Raw genomic sequence first — 14,987 nt, forward strand, 5'->3', positions numbered from 1 at the left:
CTATGAGCAAGACCCTCATCATTGCCGAGAAGCCCTCTGTCGCGAACGACATCGCGAAGACGCTCGGCGGCTTTACCAAGCACGATGAGTATTTCGAATCCGATGAATATGTCCTGTCGTCGGCCGTCGGCCACCTGCTTGAAATCGCGGTGCCCGAGGAGTACGACGTCAAGCGCGGCAAATGGAGCTTCGCCCACCTGCCGATGATCCCGCCGCACTTCGCGCTCAATCCGATCGCCAAGACCGAGTCGCGCCTGAAGGTGCTCTCCAAGCTGATCAAGCGCAAGGACGTGACCACCCTGATCAACGCCTGCGACGCGGGCCGCGAGGGTGAGCTGATCTTCCGCCTGATTGCGCAATACACCAAGGCCAAGCAGCCGGTGAAGCGCCTGTGGCTGCAGTCGATGACGCCGGGCGCGATCCGCGACGGCTTCAAGCAGCTGCGCGACGATGACGAAATGATGCCGCTGGCCAACGCCGCCCGCTGCCGCAGCGAGGCCGACTGGCTGATCGGCATCAACGGCACGCGCGCCATGACCGCCTTCAACTCCAAGGAAGGCGGCTTCTACCTGACCACCGTGGGTCGCGTGCAGACGCCGACGCTGTCGATCGTGGTCGAGCGTGAAGAGAAGATCAAGAAATTCGTCTCGCGCGACTACTGGGAAGTCCACGCCGAATTCGTCTGCGCCGCCGGCATCTACAAGGGCCGCTGGCTGGACAAGGCGCACAAGAAGGATGAAGCCGATCCCGAGAAGCGTCCGGAACGCCTGTGGGCCAAGGCGGCGGCGGACTCCATCGTGGCCGCCTGCCGCGACAAGGTCGGCACGGTCACCGAGGAATCCAAGCCGACCACGCAAATGGCGCCCGGCCTGTTCGACCTGACCAGCCTGCAGCGCGAAGCCAACTCGCGCTTCGGCTTCTCGGCCAAGAACACGCTGGGCCTGGCGCAGGCGCTGTATGAAAAGCACAAGGTGCTGACCTATCCGCGTACCGACTCGCGCCACCTGCCGGAAGACTACCTCGCCACCGTCAAGGACACGATGGAGGCGCTTTCCGAGAACAACAATTACCATCAGTTCTCCAAGCAGATCTTGAAGCAAGGCTGGGTCAAGCCCAACAAGCGCATCTTCGACAACACCAAGATCAGCGACCACTTCGCCATCATCCCGACCACCCAGGTGCCCAAGAACCTGTCGGAACCGGAACAGAAACTGTACGACCTGGTGACGCGCCGCTTCATGGCGGTGTTCTTCCCGGCCGCCGAGTTCCAGGTGACCACGCGCTTCACCGAAGTGTCGGGCCACCAGTTCAAGAGCGAAGGCAAGGTCATGATCAACCCCGGCTGGCTGGCCATCTACGGCAAGCAGGTCGAGGAAGACGACAAGGACGGCAAGGAAGGCGGCGGCAACCTGGTCGCCGTGGCGCCGGGCGAGAAGGTCAAGACCGACAAGGTGGTCGCCAACGGCCTGGCCACCAAGCCGCCCGCGCGCTACACCGAAGCCACGCTGTTGTCGGCCATGGAAGGCGCCGGCAAGCTGGTCGATTCCGACGAGCTGCGCGAAGCCATGGCGGGCAAGGGCCTGGGCACGCCGGCCACGCGCGCGGCCATCATCGAAGGCTTGTTGAACGAAAAGTACCTGCTGCGCGAAGGCCGCGAAATGATGCCCACCGCCAAGGCGTTCCAGCTGATGACGCTGTTGCACGGCCTGGGTGTGGACGAACTGACCGAACCCGAGCTGACCGGCGAGTGGGAACACAAGCTGGCGCAGATGGAGCGCGGCAAGATCAGCCGCGAGGAGTTCATGCGCGAGATCGCGCAGATGACCCAGATCATCGTCAAGCGCGCCAAGGAATACGACAACGACACCATTCCGGGCGACTACGCGACGCTGCAGACGCCTTGTCCGAACTGCGGCGGCGTGGTCAAGGAAAACTACCGCCGCTTCGCCTGCACCAAGTGCGAGTTCTCGATGACCAAGGTGCCCGGCGGGCGTCAGTTTGAAATCGCCGAAGTGGAAGAGCTGCTCAAGAATCGCACCATCGGTCCGCTGCAGGGCTTCCGCTCCAAGATGGGCCGGCCGTTCGCCGCCATCCTGAAGATTTCGCGCGACGAGGAAATCAAGAACTACAAGCTGGAGTTCGACTTCGGCCAGAATGACGGCGAAGGCGAGGGCGGCGAGCCGGTCGATTTCAGCGAGCAGACGCCGCTGGGTCCATGCCCCAAGTGCGCCTCCGGCGTCTATGAAATGGGCCTGGCCTACGTCTGCGAAAAGACCGTGGCCAAGCCCAAGGCCTGCGACTTCCGCAGCAGCCGCATCATCCTGCAGCAAGAGATCCTGCCCGAGCAGATGGCCAAGCTCCTGAATGAAGGCAAGACCGATCTGCTGCCGGGCTTCATCTCGCAGCGCACGCGCCGTCCGTTCAAGGCCTTCCTGGTGCGCGGCAAGGATGGCAAGATCAGCTTCGAGTTCGAGGAGCGCAAGGCCAAGGCGCCTGCCAAGGGCAAGGCCGCCGCTGCGCAAGCCGATGGCGATGCCGCTGAGGCAACGGCCAAGCCGGTGAAGAAGGCGGCAGCGATCAAGAAGCCTCCCCTGAAGAAGCCACCCCTGAAGAAGGCGACGCCGAAGAAGGCCACCAGCGCGTAATCGTCATTCACGGTTGCGCTGCCCAAAAAGAAAACCCTCGCGATGCAAGTCGCGAGGGTTTTTTGCTATCGGCCGCTTTTCCGCGGGTCACATGCCGAACGGCCGCTGGCCCAGCGCCTCGACCACATGGTCGACGAAGCAGGTGATCCGGGCGGCCAGGGCAGTGTTGCGGTAGTAGACCGCGTTGATCGATTGGGGCGTATCCAGCGTGTGCCCGGCCAATACCTGCACCAGCCGGCCGCTGCTGCGGTCTTCGCGCGTCATGAAATCCGACAGGCAGACGATGCCCAGGCCCGCCAGTGCCATATGCCGCAGCGTTTCGCCGCTGGACGAGGCGATCGTCGGCCTGATGTGGACGATGTTGCCGTCGGCGTCGCGCAGCGGCCAGTCGTTCAGCGTTTCCGGCTGGTTGAAGCCCAGCAGCGCGTGTTCCTTGAGTTCCCCCGGTTCGGTGGGCGTGCCGTGGCGCTTGAGATAGGCGGGGCTGCCGAATATCCGCAGGCGGCTGGTGCCGATGGGGCGGGCGTGCAGGGTGGAATCCTTCAGGGGGCCGATGCGCAGCGCCACGTCGGTGCGCTTTTCGATCAGGTCGACGATGCCCTCGTTGGAATTGAGCTCCAGTTCCACCTCGGGGTAGCGCGCGCGAAAGCCTTCCAGCAGCGGCACCAGCACATGCAGCATGAAGGGCGTGGCGGCATCGACCCGCAGCCGCCCGGCCGGGCGCATGCGGCGCGCCGCCATCTGTTCCTCGGCCTCGTCGACCGAGGCGAGGATGGCGCGGGCGTGCTGCAAAAAGGCCGTGCCTTCCTCGGTCAATTCCAGCCTGCGGGTGGTGCGGCGTAGCAGGGTGGTCTGCAATTTTTCCTCAAGCCGGCCCAGCGTGCGGCTGGTGGCCGAGATCGTCAATCCCAGCAGCTCCGAGGCGGCCGTGATCGAGCCGGTATCCACGACGGCCGCAAAGGCCTGCAATTCGTCGAGCGTGGTTTTCATTGTTGAATTGAAATCAAAAGTATTTGGCTTATACGAGGCTTAATCTGCAAATATAAACCAAGGACAATGCAATCCATCGAAAACCCACGATTTCCACTCAAGATTTCCCTCAAGGAGAAGTTGTAATGAAGTCTTCCTCAGCCTTACTCGCCCTGGCCATCGGCGCATTCGCCATCGGCACCACCGAATTCACCCCGATGGGCCTGTTGCCGGTGATCGCCGACGGCGTGCAGGTCAGCATCCCCACGGCGGGCATGCTGGTTTCGGCTTATGCGGTTGGCGTCATGGTTGGCGCGCCGGTGATGACGCTGCTGTTCAGCCGCTTCGGCAAGCGCGCGGCACTGATGTCGTTGATGCTGATCTTTACCGTCGGCAACCTGCTGTCGGCGTTCGCGCCCAGCTACGCGACGCTGCTGCTGTCGCGTTTGATCACCAGCCTCAACCACGGCGCCTTCTTCGGCATCGGGGCGGTGGTGGCGGCCAGCGTCGTGCCCAAGGAAAAGCAGGCCAGTGCGATCGCGGCCATGTTCATGGGCCTGACCATCGCCAATATCGGCGGCGTGCCGGCGGCCACCTGGATCGGGCAGCAACTTGGCTGGCGCCTGGCTTTCGGCGGCACCGCTGCGCTCGGCCTGATCACCATTGCCGCGCTGTGGCTGGCATTGCCCAAGGGCGAGCCGGGCGCGCGTCCGGATGTGAAGCGCGAGCTGAAGGTGCTGACCCGTCCTGAAGTCCTGCTGGCGATGGGCACCACGGTGCTGGGTTCCGGTGCGATGTTCGCGCTCTATACCTATGTCGCGCCGATGCTGGCCGACATCACCCATGCCAGCCCGGGCTTCGTGGCCTTCGCACTGGTGTTGATCGGCATCGGCTTCACGCTCGGCAACAGCCTGGGCGGCCGCCTGGCCGACTGGTCGCTGGACGGCGCCACCAAGCTGATCCTGGCTGCGCTGGCCATCGTCATGATCGTGCTGCCGCTGGCGATGACTACCCATGTGGGCGCCGCTATCGGACTGGTGGTGTGGGGCGCCGCCGCTTTCGGCATCGTGCCGCCGGTGCAGATGCGCGTGATGCAGGCTGCCGCCCAAGCTCCCGGCCTGGCTTCGTCGGTCAATGTCGGCGCCTTCAACCTGGGCAATGCGGTGGGGGCTGCCCTGGGCGGCGCCGTCATCGGCCAGGGCTGGGGCTATGCCGCCGTGCCGCTGGTCGGCGCAGCGCTGGCGGCCGGCGGCCTGGGTTTGGTCTGGCTGGGCAATATGGGCCGCCGTGGCGTGGCGACCAGCGCCTGAGCGCACATCCGATTCCCTTTGAATTGTTCCTTTTACCTAATTTGATTCAGGAGTTTTTATGAGCATCCCCTCCTTTGGCGTCGGCACCTTCCGCCTGACCGGACAGGCCGTGATCGATTCCGTACGCAACGCGCTGGACGTGGGCTACCGCGCCGTCGATACCGCGCAGATCTATGGCAACGAGGCCGAAGTCGGCCAGGCGATCGCCGCCAGCGGCGTGAAGCGTTCCGAATTGTTCGTCACCACCAAGATCTGGACCGAAAACTACGCCAAGGGCAAGCTGGTCGCCAGCCTGCGCGACAGCCTGCAGAAGCTGCGCACTGACTACGTGGACCTGACGCTGATCCACTGGCCGGCTCCCGGTAACGGCGTGGCACTGGCCGAATACATGGAAGCGCTGGCAGAGGCCAAGGCGCTGGGTTTGACCCGCCGGATCGGCGTCTCCAACTTCAACATCGAACTGACCAGGCAGGCCATCGCGGCGGTCGGCAAGGGCGAGATCGCCACCAACCAGATCGAACTGAGCCCTTACCTGCAAAGCCATAAGCTGACCGCCTTCTTGAAGGAGCAAGGCATTGCCGTGACCTCGTACATGACCCTGGCCTATGGCAAGGTCCTCAAGGATCCGGTGCTGGCCAAGATCGCCGACAAGCACCAGGCCACGGTGGCGCAGGTGACGCTGGCCTGGGCGCTGCAACTGGGCTATGCGGTGATCCCGTCTTCGACCAAGCGCGAGAACCTGGCCAGCAACCTGCTGGCGCGCAACATGAAGCTGGACGCCGGCGACATGGCGCAGATCGCCGCACTGGAACGCAACGGCCGCGAAGTCAGCCCCGAAGGCCTGGCCCCGGCATGGGATTGATGGAGCGTTTGCGATGACAACGTCTTTGGCATGTCTGGCGGACGGGGGCTTGAGCATCGGCATCGAAGCCCCGCTGGACAACGACTGGACGTCCGCTGGCGAGCAGTCGCGGCGCCAGGCCGACCGCCGGCCCGGCGAGCCGGATCTGCAGCGCCATGCCGAACTGGCCCAACTGGCCGACCGGCTCGGTTTTCGCGCGCTGTGGGTGCGCGACGTGCCGGTGTACGACCCGTCTTTCGGCGATGCGGCGCAGGTATTCGAGGTGTTTTCCTACCTGGGCTACCTGGCCGGCATCACGCGCGATATCTTGCTTGGCACCGCCGCGGTGGTGTTGCCGATCCGCGAACCGCTGCTCACGCTGAAGTCGGCGGCGACGGTGCAGCGCCTGAGCGGCAATCGCCTGATGCTGGGCGTGGCCAGCGGCGACCGGCCGGTGGAATATCCGCTGTTCGGCCGCGATTTCGTCGGCCGTGGCGACAACTTTCGCGAACAGGTGGCATTGCTGCGCGATGGCGCGCAATCCAGCCTGCCTTCCGGCCTGGATGTGCTGCCCAGAATGGAGGCGCCGCTGCCGTTGCTGGTGGCGGGTCTGGCCCAGCAAAGTCCGGCATGGGTGGGGCAGAACATGGACGGCTGTTTGGCCTATCCGGGCACACCCGAGGATCATGCGCGCCGCGTGGCGGCCTGGCGCGCCGTGGCCGGCGACAAGCCGTATGCCAGTTTCATCCACCTCGATTTGAGCGAGCGCGCCGATGAACCCATGCTGCGCTGGCGTTTCGGCTTGCGCGGCGGCCGCCAGGCGCTGGTTGCCGAACTGCGCGCGTTGCATGCCGCCGGCGTCGATCATGTCGGCCTGCATTTCCGCCGTAACCGGCGCCCGCTCGACGAAACCTTCCATGAGATCGCCGAGCATGTGCTGCCTGTTTTCCATGCCAGGCCGGCGGGCGCTGCCGTACCGGCCCAGGAGATTTGCCATGTCTGATACCCAGGCTGCGCTCCATCGCATGTAAGGCCCGTCGTCCGCATTGGCGGAGTAAAGTAATCCGGTCCCGCCAATGCGGGAGGGGGTTATCCGCCGTATACGATTGTCAGCGGCGCATGGTCGGAGAAGCGCTGCTCCTTGTAGATCGCCGCGCTCTTGGCGCTGGAGGCGATGCCCTTGGTCGCCACGTGGTAATCGATGCGCCACCCCACGTTATTGGCCCAGGCCTGGCCGCGGTTGCTCCACCAGGTGTAGGCGTCGCCGGTGGTGTCCGGATGCAGCAGGCGGTAGACATCGACCAGTTCCAGCTTCTCGAAGATGTGGGTCATCCAGGCGCGTTCTTCCGGCAGGAAGCCCGAGTTTTTCTGGTTGCTCTTCCAGTTCTTCAGGTCGATTTCCTTGTGGGCGATGTTCCAGTCGCCGCAGATGACGATCTCGCGGCCGCTCTTCTCCAGCGACATCAGGTGCGGCAGGAATACTTCCATGAAACGGAACTTGGCCTGCTGGCGTTCGTCGCTGGACGAGCCGGACGGGGCGTACAGCGAAATCACGGTGAGGTCGCCGAAGTCGCATTCGACATAGCGTCCCTCGTCGTCGAATTCGGTGTTGCCAAAGCCGATGCGCACCGAGTCCGGCTCGCGCTTGCTGTAGACGCCCACGCCCGAATAGCCCTTTTTCTGGGCGTAGTGGAAGTGGCCGACATAGCCCTCGGGGGCTAGGAACTGGCCGGTCATGTCGGCGGCCTGGGCCTTCAGTTCCTGGACGCAGACGAAATCGGGCGATTCCTTCTGCAGCCATTCGAAGAAACCCTTCTTGGCCGCGGAGCGGATGCCGTTAAGATTGGCGGAGACGATGGTTGGCATGTTCTGATCCTGCGAAGTAAGGCCGGTAGCATAACCGATAGGGCGTTTCATTTAAAATACCGGTCTGATTTCGCTGCGCGCCCGGCTTGCCGATGGGCAAACATGTGTTGCGCCAGCCTTCGACTCCACTTTTCCCCGGGAATGTATCTTGAGCAACTTGAGACAGGAATTCATCGAATTCGCCGTGTCGGCCGGCGTGCTGCGCTTTGGCGAATTCGTCACCAAGGCGGGCCGCACCTCGCCTTATTTCTTCAACGCCGGCCTGTTCAACGAAGGCGCGACGCTGGCCCAGGTGGCGCGCTTCTACGCGCAGACCCTGGCCGACGCCGGCATCGAATACGACATGCTGTTCGGCCCCGCCTACAAGGGCATCACGCTGGCCTCGGCCACCGCCGTGGCGCTGGCCGGCATGGGCCGCAACGTGCCGTTCGCTTTCAATCGCAAGGAAGCCAAGGACCACGGCGAAGGCGGCACCATCGTCGGCGCCAGGCTGCAGGGCAAGGTGGTGATCATCGACGACGTCATTTCGGCCGGCACCTCGGTGCGCGAATCGGTGGACATGATCCGCGCCGCCGGCGCCACGCCGTGCGCGGTGCTGATCGCGCTCGACCGCATGGAGCGCTCCGGCAAGGACGGCGCGTTGTCGGAACATTCGGCGGTGCAGGAAGTGGCGAAGGAATACGGCATGCCGGTCATTTCCATCGGCAACCTGAACGACCTGTTCGAGTACATCTCCAGCGGCGGCGACGCGCGGCTGGCGCAGCACAAGGATGCGGTGGCGGCGTATCGCGCGCGTTACGGCGTGTGACCGGATCGGTCCGGCGAGCCCGGGCAAACGCCCCAAACGGAAACGGCTGCATCGGAAGATGCAGCCGTTTTTCTTGGGCCTGCCGCTGGCGGCGGGATCTTAGAGCGGGCGGATGGCGCCGGCCACGTCATGCCGCTGCAGCCGGTCGTCCAGCTCGCCGAGCTGGGCTGCCACCGCGTTCTCGGTCTGCTCCACGCGCAGGCCGATGTCCTTTTGCAGGGTATCCAGCCGTTGCGCCAGCAAGGCCTGTTGCTCGGCCTGGCGCTGGTTCAACTGATCCAGTTCGGTCTTCAGGTACCCGCGCAGGTCGGTGAAGCGCGAATGCTCGGCCTGGTCGGCCAGGTCGCGCTGCGTTTCCAGCTGCTTGGTCAGGCGCCGGCTCTCCAGCAGTATGCTGGTTTGCAGCGCCAGGATATAGAGCAGGAAAAAGGCCGTCAGCACCACCGTCACGCCCAGCATGACCAGGCCCAGCGGCGCCTGGAAATCGGTGTAGATCAGCGACAGCGTGGTCGGCGTCATGAAGGCGGTCCAGTTGACGGCGGCGAAGATGGCGACCAGCGCCAGCAGAACGATGAGGAAAATAGTCCGGAATCTCATGGCAGCCTCTTGTTTTGGGTTTGTTTGCAGGCACGCGATTGCGAGTGTAGCAGGTGCAGTCGCGATCGGAACCAGTCTTGACGGACAGGCAAGATGAGCCGGTTGGACTGCGGGGGCGGAGGGATGTTCCTGCGCAGGCAACGGATGTTGCCAATCCGGACATATTTGGGGGCGCGCCGGGACGACGGGAGTGGCCGCCCGGACCGGCAAGATCAGCGCGGCACGTCGCCTTCCACCGTGGTGCGGTACAAGGTGCGGCGCAAGTGCTGCGGCGTGATGGCGGCGTAATGCTGGGTGCTGCGGTTGTCCCAGAACACCATGTCGTGCGGCTGCCATTTGTGGGTGTAGATATTCTCCGGCCGCGTGATGTGCGCGTGCAGCTCCTTGAGCAGCGCATCGCTCTCGTCGCGGGGGATGCCGACGATGTGCGAGGTGAAGCCTTCGCTGACGAACAGGATCTTGCGGCCGCTCTCGGGGTGGGTGATGACCACCGGATGCTCGACCGGCGGCACTTCGTCGATCTGCTGTTGCGTCAGTTCGGCCCGCCACGGCGAGAGCTTGCGCAGGCGCTCGTAGCGGTAGACGTAGGAATGCACCGCGCGTTTTCCTTCCAGCAGCTTCCTGGTCGCCGCCGGCAGCGTGTCCCAGGCGTCGGCGGTGTTGGCGTATAGCGTGTCGCCGCGCTCGGCGGGCAGTTCCTGCGAATGCAGCAGCGCGCCCAGGCTGGGTTTGGGCATGTAGGAGAGATCCGAATGCCAATCGGCGCCGGCATCGACCAGGCCGATCGGCTTGCCGTCTTCCACCACGTTGGAGACGATCAGGATCTCGGGATGCCCTTTCAGGTGGAAGCGGTTGAGCACATGCACCTGCAGCGGCCCGAAGCGGCGGCTGAATGCGATGTGCTGTTCGGGCGTGATGCGCTGGTCGCGGAACACCGCCACGCCGTGCTTGACGAAGGCGCCGCGGATGCGCGCCAGCTCGTCGTCGCTCACCGGCAGGTTGAGGTCGAGACCGACGATTTCCACGCCCAGCGGTCCACCGAGGGGACGAATCTCGAACTGCTGGTGCGCACGCGGCGCGCTTTCCAAAGTGGCAACTGACATGCCCGCTCCTCCATGATCGGCAATGGCTGCAGGCTGCAACATGATCGCTCAGGCAGTCCCGGCAGTAAAAACATTGATTACAACGCCTGCCGGACGAGGGGGCAAGGAACAAGAACGCATATCGATATGCGCGCAGCGTTGCCGGTGGCTGTCGCTGCAGCCTGCCGCACTAGTCTGCGGCGCTACAATAGCGCCGATGAAACAGGCCACTTCCGACTCCTCTGCCGACGCCAGCCAGCACCCCGCACGTCCGCTGCCGCCGCTCCGGGCGGTGGCGGCGGTGGCGGCGCTGTCGCCCGAGGAAGCGGCGGCACGCAAGCAGGACAAGGAAAGGCGCGATGCGCAGGTTCGCGGCGTGGCGTCCATTGCCGCGATGCGCGCGGCCATCCGCCAGGCCAGCGCCGGTCTGCCGGTGCTGGGCGACATCCCGCGCCTGGGGCCGATGAAGACGGCGGCGTTCCGTCAGCGGGCCGCCGCCGGCCTGCCCTTCATCATGACCGGCATGGCCACGCGCTGGCCGCTGTCCACCCTGACGGTGGCCACGCTGCGCGCCCGTTTCGGCGCACTGGCGGTACGCGCGCGCGTGGGCGACTACATCAATACCGCCTTCGCCCCGGACCGGGCCATGCAGGACATGCGCCTGCTGGACTACCTGGACTTGGTGGAGCGCGACTCCGGCGACCTGCCGCCCTACCTCGGCAACCTGGAATTGCGTGAACTCAATGCGCTGTGCCACTGGCCCAACTTCTTCGACAAGATGGGGCCGCCGCGTTTCTGGATCGGCCCGGCCGGCACCGTCACGCCGCTGCATTGCGACTATGACGACAATGTCTTCACGCAGATCTGGGGCAGCAAGCGCATCTGGGTGGCGCCGCCGCATCACGATCAATATCTCTATCCACGCGAAGCCAATGCCATCCTGTTCGGCTCGCCCTTCGATCCGGATCATCCCGACCTGGAACGCTTTCCGCTGGCGCGCCAGGCCGCGCTGGTGGACTGCGTGATGCAACCGGGCGAGATGCTGTACCTGCCGGCCGGCTGGTACCACCAGGTCAGCTCGCTGAGCTTCTCGCTGTCATGCAATCGCTGGGCGCGTGCGCGGCCGCTGGTGCTGGGGACGTGACAGTGCTAGCGGCGGCTGCGTAGCGATGCGCGCTGCCGCCGCGCCACACCGCCCGCACCAGTTCATCGGGCGACATCGAGGCAAATCCCGGCCGTAATCCATTGATGGATTCTCCCTGCGGCGAGAACGGTTGCCGCTGCGCACGAACAAGCCCTCGCTGATCGGCCTGCCGGGGCAGTAGACCGGTACGGTTTGTCATGGCGAGGGACGAAAAAAAACCGCATCCGTGGATGCGGTTTTTTCTTGTCGCGGCTGCCCGATTCCGGACAGCCGCGGCGACGATCAACCCGCCAGCTTCTTGCGCAGCAGCTCGGTCAGCTGGGCCGGGTTGGCCTTGCCGCGGGTGGCTTTCATGGCCTGGCCGATGAGGGCGTTGATGGCTTGCTCCTTGCCGGCGCGGAACTCGGCTACCGACTTTTCGTTGGCCGCCAGCACCTGCTCGACGATGGCTTCCAGCGCGCCGCTGTCGGAGATCTGCTTCAGGCCCTTGGCTTCGATGATGTCGTCGGCCAGGCTGTCCTTGCCGGACTTGGCTTCCCACATGCCGGCGAAGACTTCCTTGGCGATCTTGTTGGAGATGGTGCCGTCGGCGATGCGCTTCAACAGCAGCGCGAACTGCGCGGCGCTGACGGGGGCGTCGGCGATGTCGGTGTTCTCGCGGTTGAGCGTCGAGGCGACGTCGCCCATGAGCCAGTTGGCGGCGGACTTGGCTTGTTCGCGGCCGGCGGCAGCCACCACCGCTTCGAAATAAGCGGCCATCGCCTTCGATTGGGTCAGCACGGCGGCATCGTATTCGGGCAATGCGTAGTCGCTGACGAAACGCTCGCGCATGGCGCCAGGCAACTCGGGCATGGTGGCGCGGACGCGCTCGATCCACTCCTGCGAGATGGCCAGCGGCGGCAGGTCGGGGTCGGGGAAGTAGCGGTAATCCTGCGCGTCTTCCTTGCTGCGCATGGAACGGGTTTCCTTCTTGTCCGGATCGTAGAGGCGGGTTTCCTGGACGACCGTGCCGCCGTCTTCGATCAGCTCGATCTGGCGGCGCACTTCGTAATTGATGGCGTCTTCCATGAAGCGGAACGAGTTCAGGTTCTTGATCTCGCAGCGGGTGCCGTATTCCTTCTGGCCGACCGGACGCACCGAAACGTTGGCGTCGCAGCGGAACGAGCCTTCCTGCATGTTGCCGTCGCAGATGCCCAGCCACATCACCAGCGAGTGCAGCGCCTTGGCGTAGGCCACCGCTTCGGCGGCGCTGCGCATGTCGGGTTCGGTGACGATTTCCAGGAGCGGCGTGCCGGCGCGGTTCAAGTCGATGCCGGACATGCCCTGGTAGTCTTCATGCAGCGACTTGCCGGCGTCTTCTTCCAGGTGCGCGCGCGTCAGTTGCAGGGTCTTGATCTCGCTCTTGCCATCCTTCTCCAGCACATAGGAGATCTTGCCGCCTTGCACCACCGGGATTTCGTACTGGCTGATCTGGTAGCCCTTGGGCAGGTCGGGGTAGAAGTAGTTCTTGCGGGCGAACACCGAGCGCGGCGCGATGGTGGCGCCGATGGCCAGGCCGAACTGGATGGCGCGTTCGACCGCGCCGCGGTTCAATACCGGCAGCACGCCCGGCAGCGCCAGGTCGACCGGGCTGGCCTGGGTGTTGGGTTCGGCGCCGAACTGGGTCGGGCTGCCGCTGAAGATCTTGGAGCGTGTCGAAAGCTGCGTGTGCGTTTCGAGGCCGATGACGACTTCCCACTGCATGATGTTGTCCTTGCGAATTCTAATTCTGTTAGTTGGCGACTCTTCAATAAAAAGGCTTACGCGGGTTCGCGCAGGTGCCAGTCGGTCGCTTGCTGGAACTGGTGCGCCACGTTCAGCAGGCGGGCTTCGTCGAAGTAGTTGCCGATGATCTGCAGGCCGACCGGGCGCTTGGCGTTCTTCTCGCCCTGGCCAAAGCCGCAGGGGATCGACATGCCCGGCAAGCCGGCCAGGCTGGTCGACAGCGTGAAGATGTCGGCCAGGTAGTTGGCGACCGGGTCATCGGTCTTGTCGCCCAGGTCCCAGGCCACCGTCGGCGAGACCGGGCCCATGATCACGTCGCACTGGCGGTTCGGTCCTTCCAGCGCGTTCTGGAAGTCCTGCGCGATCAGGCGGCGGATCTTCTGCGCCTGCAGGTAGTAGGCGTCGTAATAGCCGTGCGACAGCACGTAGGAGCCGACCAGGATGCGGCGCTTGACTTCGTCGCCGAAGCCTTCCGCGCGCGACTTCTTGTACATGTCGGCCAGGTCCTTGTAGTCCGCGGCGCGGTGGCCGTAGCGCACGCCGTCGAAGCGCGACAGGTTGCTCGATGCTTCGGCCGGGGCGATCACGTAGTACACGGGAATCGACAGTTCGGTCTTGGGCAGCGAGATATCGACCAGCGTGGCGCCCAGCTTCTCGAATTCGGCCAGCGCGGCGCGCACGGCCTGTTCCACATCCGACGCCAGGCCGGCGCCGAAGAATTCCTTGGGGACGCCGATGCGCAAGCCTTGCAGGCTGTCGCCCAGCGAGCGGTTGAAGTCTTCCTTGGGACGCTGCAGGCTGGTGGAGTCGCGCTCGTCAAAACCGGTCATGGCGTTCAACAGCAGGCCGCAGTCTTCGGCGGTCTTGGCGATCGGGCCGCCCTGGTCGAGCGAGGAGGCGAAGGCAATCATGCCGAAGCGCGACACGCTGCCATAGGTCGGCTTGATGCCGGTCACGCCGCACAGCGAAGCCGGCTGGCGGATCGAGCCGCCGGTGTCGGTGGCGGTGGCCGCCGGCGCCAGGCGCGCGGCCACGGCGGCGGCCGAGCCGCCCGAGGAGCCGCCCGGCACGGCAGTCTTGTCCCAGGGGTTCCTGACCGGGCCGTAGTGGGAGTTCTCGTTGCCGGAACCCATCGCGAATTCGTCGCAATTGAGCTTGCCCAGCGTGACCGTGCCGGCCGCGTTGAACTGTTCCACCACGGTTGCGTCGAAGGGGCTCACATAGTTTTCCAGCATCTTCGAGCCGGCGGTGGTGCGCCAGCCGCGGGTGACGAAGATGTCCTTGTGCGCGATCGGGATGCCGGTCAGCGGGCCGGCATCGTTGCCGGCCAGGCGCGCGTCGGCGGCCCTGGCTTGCGCCAGCGTCAGTTCGCGGTCGACATGCAGGAAGGCGTTGAGGTCGCTGGCTTCGATGCGGTCGAGGAACCGCGTCGCCAGTTCGGCGGCGGAAATCTTGCGCGACTGCAGTTGCGCGGACAGTTCTTTGAGGGTGAGCTTGTGCATGTTTATCGTTTCGCTGCGTATCTGCGTATTCGTGTGGAGCGCCGCGCCCGGGGGCGCAATCGGCGAGGGCCTTATTCGATGACCTTGGGCACCAGGTAGAGCCCGTCCTGGGTGGCCGGGGCCGGCTGCTGGTAGTCGGCGCGGCGATTGGGCTCGGTCACCTCGTCCTCGCGCAGGCGCAGCGCCAGTGCCGGCTCGATGGCGGCGATCGGGTGCGGGAGCGGCTCCACGCCGCTGGTATCGACGGCCTTCATTTGCTCCACCAGGGCGAAGATGCCGTTGAGCTTGTCCAGCGTTTGTTCGGCCTGGGCGTCGGTCAGCTCCAGGCGGGACAGGTTGGCGATGCGTTTGACGTCGGAAAGGGCTAGGGACATGGTCGAAAAGGCGCGCCGTCGCGCGTTGCATGATGTTGAATTGGAGGTCGGCACGAACCGGCGGCCGGGGGCGCGCACAGTCACT

Annotated in this window: 13 protein-coding genes; 6 read left to right on the top strand and 7 right to left on the bottom strand. The window is 64.8% G+C overall.

The genetic code is table 11. The features are described 5' to 3' along the window. Positions 1-2: 2 nt before the first annotated feature. On the top strand, positions 3-2,645 hold the full coding sequence (locus tag FB597_RS05320; RefSeq protein WP_144768496.1) for a DNA topoisomerase III: 2,643 nt from the start codon (positions 3-5) through the stop codon (positions 2,643-2,645). A gap of 87 nt (positions 2,646-2,732) precedes the next feature. On the opposite strand, the gene FB597_RS05325 is transcribed toward FB597_RS05320, so the two are convergent. Then, positions 2,733-3,635 (bottom strand): LysR family transcriptional regulator, encoded by a 903-nt coding sequence (locus FB597_RS05325; protein ID WP_144768498.1) that lies wholly within the window; start codon positions 3,633-3,635, stop codon positions 2,733-2,735. A gap of 125 nt (positions 3,636-3,760) precedes the next feature. Here FB597_RS05325 and FB597_RS05330 point away from each other — a divergent pair, with 125 nt between their 5' ends. The 3 genes from FB597_RS05330 to FB597_RS05340 are packed head-to-tail and all read left to right on the top strand — an operon-like array spanning position 3,761 to position 6,768. Beyond that, positions 3,761-4,924 carry an MFS transporter gene (locus FB597_RS05330; RefSeq protein ID WP_141914115.1) on the top strand — a complete coding sequence of 388 codons (1,164 nt, stop codon included), beginning with the start codon at positions 3,761-3,763 and terminating at the stop codon, positions 4,922-4,924. A gap of 58 nt (positions 4,925-4,982) precedes the next feature. Beyond that, a complete protein-coding gene (dkgB, locus tag FB597_RS05335; protein WP_144768500.1) occupies positions 4,983-5,786 on the top strand; it encodes a 2,5-didehydrogluconate reductase DkgB in 804 nt (267 codons plus the stop codon). 13 nt (positions 5,787-5,799) lie between these two features. After that, entirely contained in the window at positions 5,800-6,768 is a 969-nt protein-coding gene (locus tag FB597_RS05340) for a TIGR03571 family LLM class oxidoreductase (protein ID WP_144768502.1), read from the top strand. A gap of 86 nt (positions 6,769-6,854) precedes the next feature. Here the strand turns inward: FB597_RS05340 and FB597_RS05345 are convergent, their stop codons facing one another. Beyond that, entirely contained in the window at positions 6,855-7,631 is a 777-nt protein-coding gene (locus FB597_RS05345; protein WP_141914113.1) for an exodeoxyribonuclease III, read from the bottom strand. A gap of 148 nt (positions 7,632-7,779) precedes the next feature. Between FB597_RS05345 and pyrE the strand changes: the two genes are divergently transcribed. Beyond that, on the top strand, positions 7,780-8,439 hold the full coding sequence (gene pyrE, locus FB597_RS05350) for an orotate phosphoribosyltransferase (protein ID WP_144768504.1): 660 nt from the start codon (positions 7,780-7,782) through the stop codon (positions 8,437-8,439). A 99-nt stretch (positions 8,440-8,538) separates the two neighbouring features. Here pyrE and FB597_RS05355 read toward each other — a convergent pair whose 3' ends face one another. Together FB597_RS05355 and FB597_RS05360 are read right to left on the bottom strand one after the other, a co-directional pair. Then, a complete protein-coding gene (locus FB597_RS05355) occupies positions 8,539-9,036 on the bottom strand; it encodes a LapA family protein (protein WP_141914111.1) in 498 nt (165 codons plus the stop codon). A gap of 212 nt (positions 9,037-9,248) precedes the next feature. Then, entirely contained in the window at positions 9,249-10,139 is an 891-nt protein-coding gene (locus tag FB597_RS05360; protein WP_144768506.1) for a TauD/TfdA family dioxygenase, read from the bottom strand. A gap of 196 nt (positions 10,140-10,335) precedes the next feature. Between FB597_RS05360 and FB597_RS05365 the strand changes: the two genes are divergently transcribed. Then, complete coding sequence (locus FB597_RS05365) at positions 10,336-11,262, top strand: cupin-like domain-containing protein (RefSeq protein WP_144768508.1); 927 nt, start codon at positions 10,336-10,338, stop codon at positions 11,260-11,262. A 282-nt stretch (positions 11,263-11,544) separates the two neighbouring features. Here the strand turns inward: FB597_RS05365 and gatB are convergent, their stop codons facing one another. From gatB to gatC, 3 genes are all read right to left on the bottom strand, one after another. Next, positions 11,545-13,005 carry an Asp-tRNA(Asn)/Glu-tRNA(Gln) amidotransferase subunit GatB gene (gene gatB / locus FB597_RS05370; protein ID WP_144768510.1) on the bottom strand — a complete coding sequence of 487 codons (1,461 nt, stop codon included), beginning with the start codon at positions 13,003-13,005 and terminating at the stop codon, positions 11,545-11,547. 56 nt (positions 13,006-13,061) lie between these two features. Then, on the bottom strand, positions 13,062-14,528 hold the full coding sequence (gene gatA / locus FB597_RS05375) for an Asp-tRNA(Asn)/Glu-tRNA(Gln) amidotransferase subunit GatA (RefSeq protein WP_144768512.1): 1,467 nt from the start codon (positions 14,526-14,528) through the stop codon (positions 13,062-13,064). 71 nt (positions 14,529-14,599) lie between these two features. After that, complete coding sequence (gene gatC, locus FB597_RS05380; protein ID WP_141914106.1) at positions 14,600-14,902, bottom strand: Asp-tRNA(Asn)/Glu-tRNA(Gln) amidotransferase subunit GatC; 303 nt, start codon at positions 14,900-14,902, stop codon at positions 14,600-14,602. Between the last annotated feature and the right edge of the window lie 85 nt (positions 14,903-14,987).

This window comes from Herbaspirillum sp. SJZ099 (genome assembly GCF_007828355.1).
Classification (GTDB): domain Bacteria; phylum Pseudomonadota; class Gammaproteobacteria; order Burkholderiales; family Burkholderiaceae_D; genus Herbaspirillum.

Excerpts from the sequence above, each read along its gene's own strand:
- FB597_RS05365 (WP_144768508.1), top strand. The coding sequence starts at position 10,336 with ATGAAACAGGCCACTTCCGACTCCTCTGCCGACGCCAGCCAGCACCCC.
- FB597_RS05325 (WP_144768498.1), bottom strand. The coding sequence starts at position 3,635 with ATGAAAACCACGCTCGACGAATTGCAGGCCTTTGCGGCCGTCGTGGAT.
- FB597_RS05320 (WP_144768496.1), top strand. The coding sequence starts at position 3 with ATGAGCAAGACCCTCATCATTGCCGAGAAGCCCTCTGTCGCGAACGAC.
- gatA (WP_144768512.1), bottom strand. The coding sequence starts at position 14,528 with ATGCACAAGCTCACCCTCAAAGAACTGTCCGCGCAACTGCAGTCGCGC.
- FB597_RS05340 (WP_144768502.1), top strand. The coding sequence starts at position 5,800 with ATGACAACGTCTTTGGCATGTCTGGCGGACGGGGGCTTGAGCATCGGC.
- gatC (WP_141914106.1), bottom strand. The coding sequence starts at position 14,902 with ATGTCCCTAGCCCTTTCCGACGTCAAACGCATCGCCAACCTGTCCCGC.
- FB597_RS05355 (WP_141914111.1), bottom strand. The coding sequence starts at position 9,036 with ATGAGATTCCGGACTATTTTCCTCATCGTTCTGCTGGCGCTGGTCGCC.
- gatB (WP_144768510.1), bottom strand. The coding sequence starts at position 13,005 with ATGCAGTGGGAAGTCGTCATCGGCCTCGAAACGCACACGCAGCTTTCG.
- FB597_RS05330 (WP_141914115.1), top strand. The coding sequence starts at position 3,761 with ATGAAGTCTTCCTCAGCCTTACTCGCCCTGGCCATCGGCGCATTCGCC.
- dkgB (WP_144768500.1), top strand. The coding sequence starts at position 4,983 with ATGAGCATCCCCTCCTTTGGCGTCGGCACCTTCCGCCTGACCGGACAG.
- FB597_RS05345 (WP_141914113.1), bottom strand. The coding sequence starts at position 7,631 with ATGCCAACCATCGTCTCCGCCAATCTTAACGGCATCCGCTCCGCGGCC.
- FB597_RS05360 (WP_144768506.1), bottom strand. The coding sequence starts at position 10,139 with ATGTCAGTTGCCACTTTGGAAAGCGCGCCGCGTGCGCACCAGCAGTTC.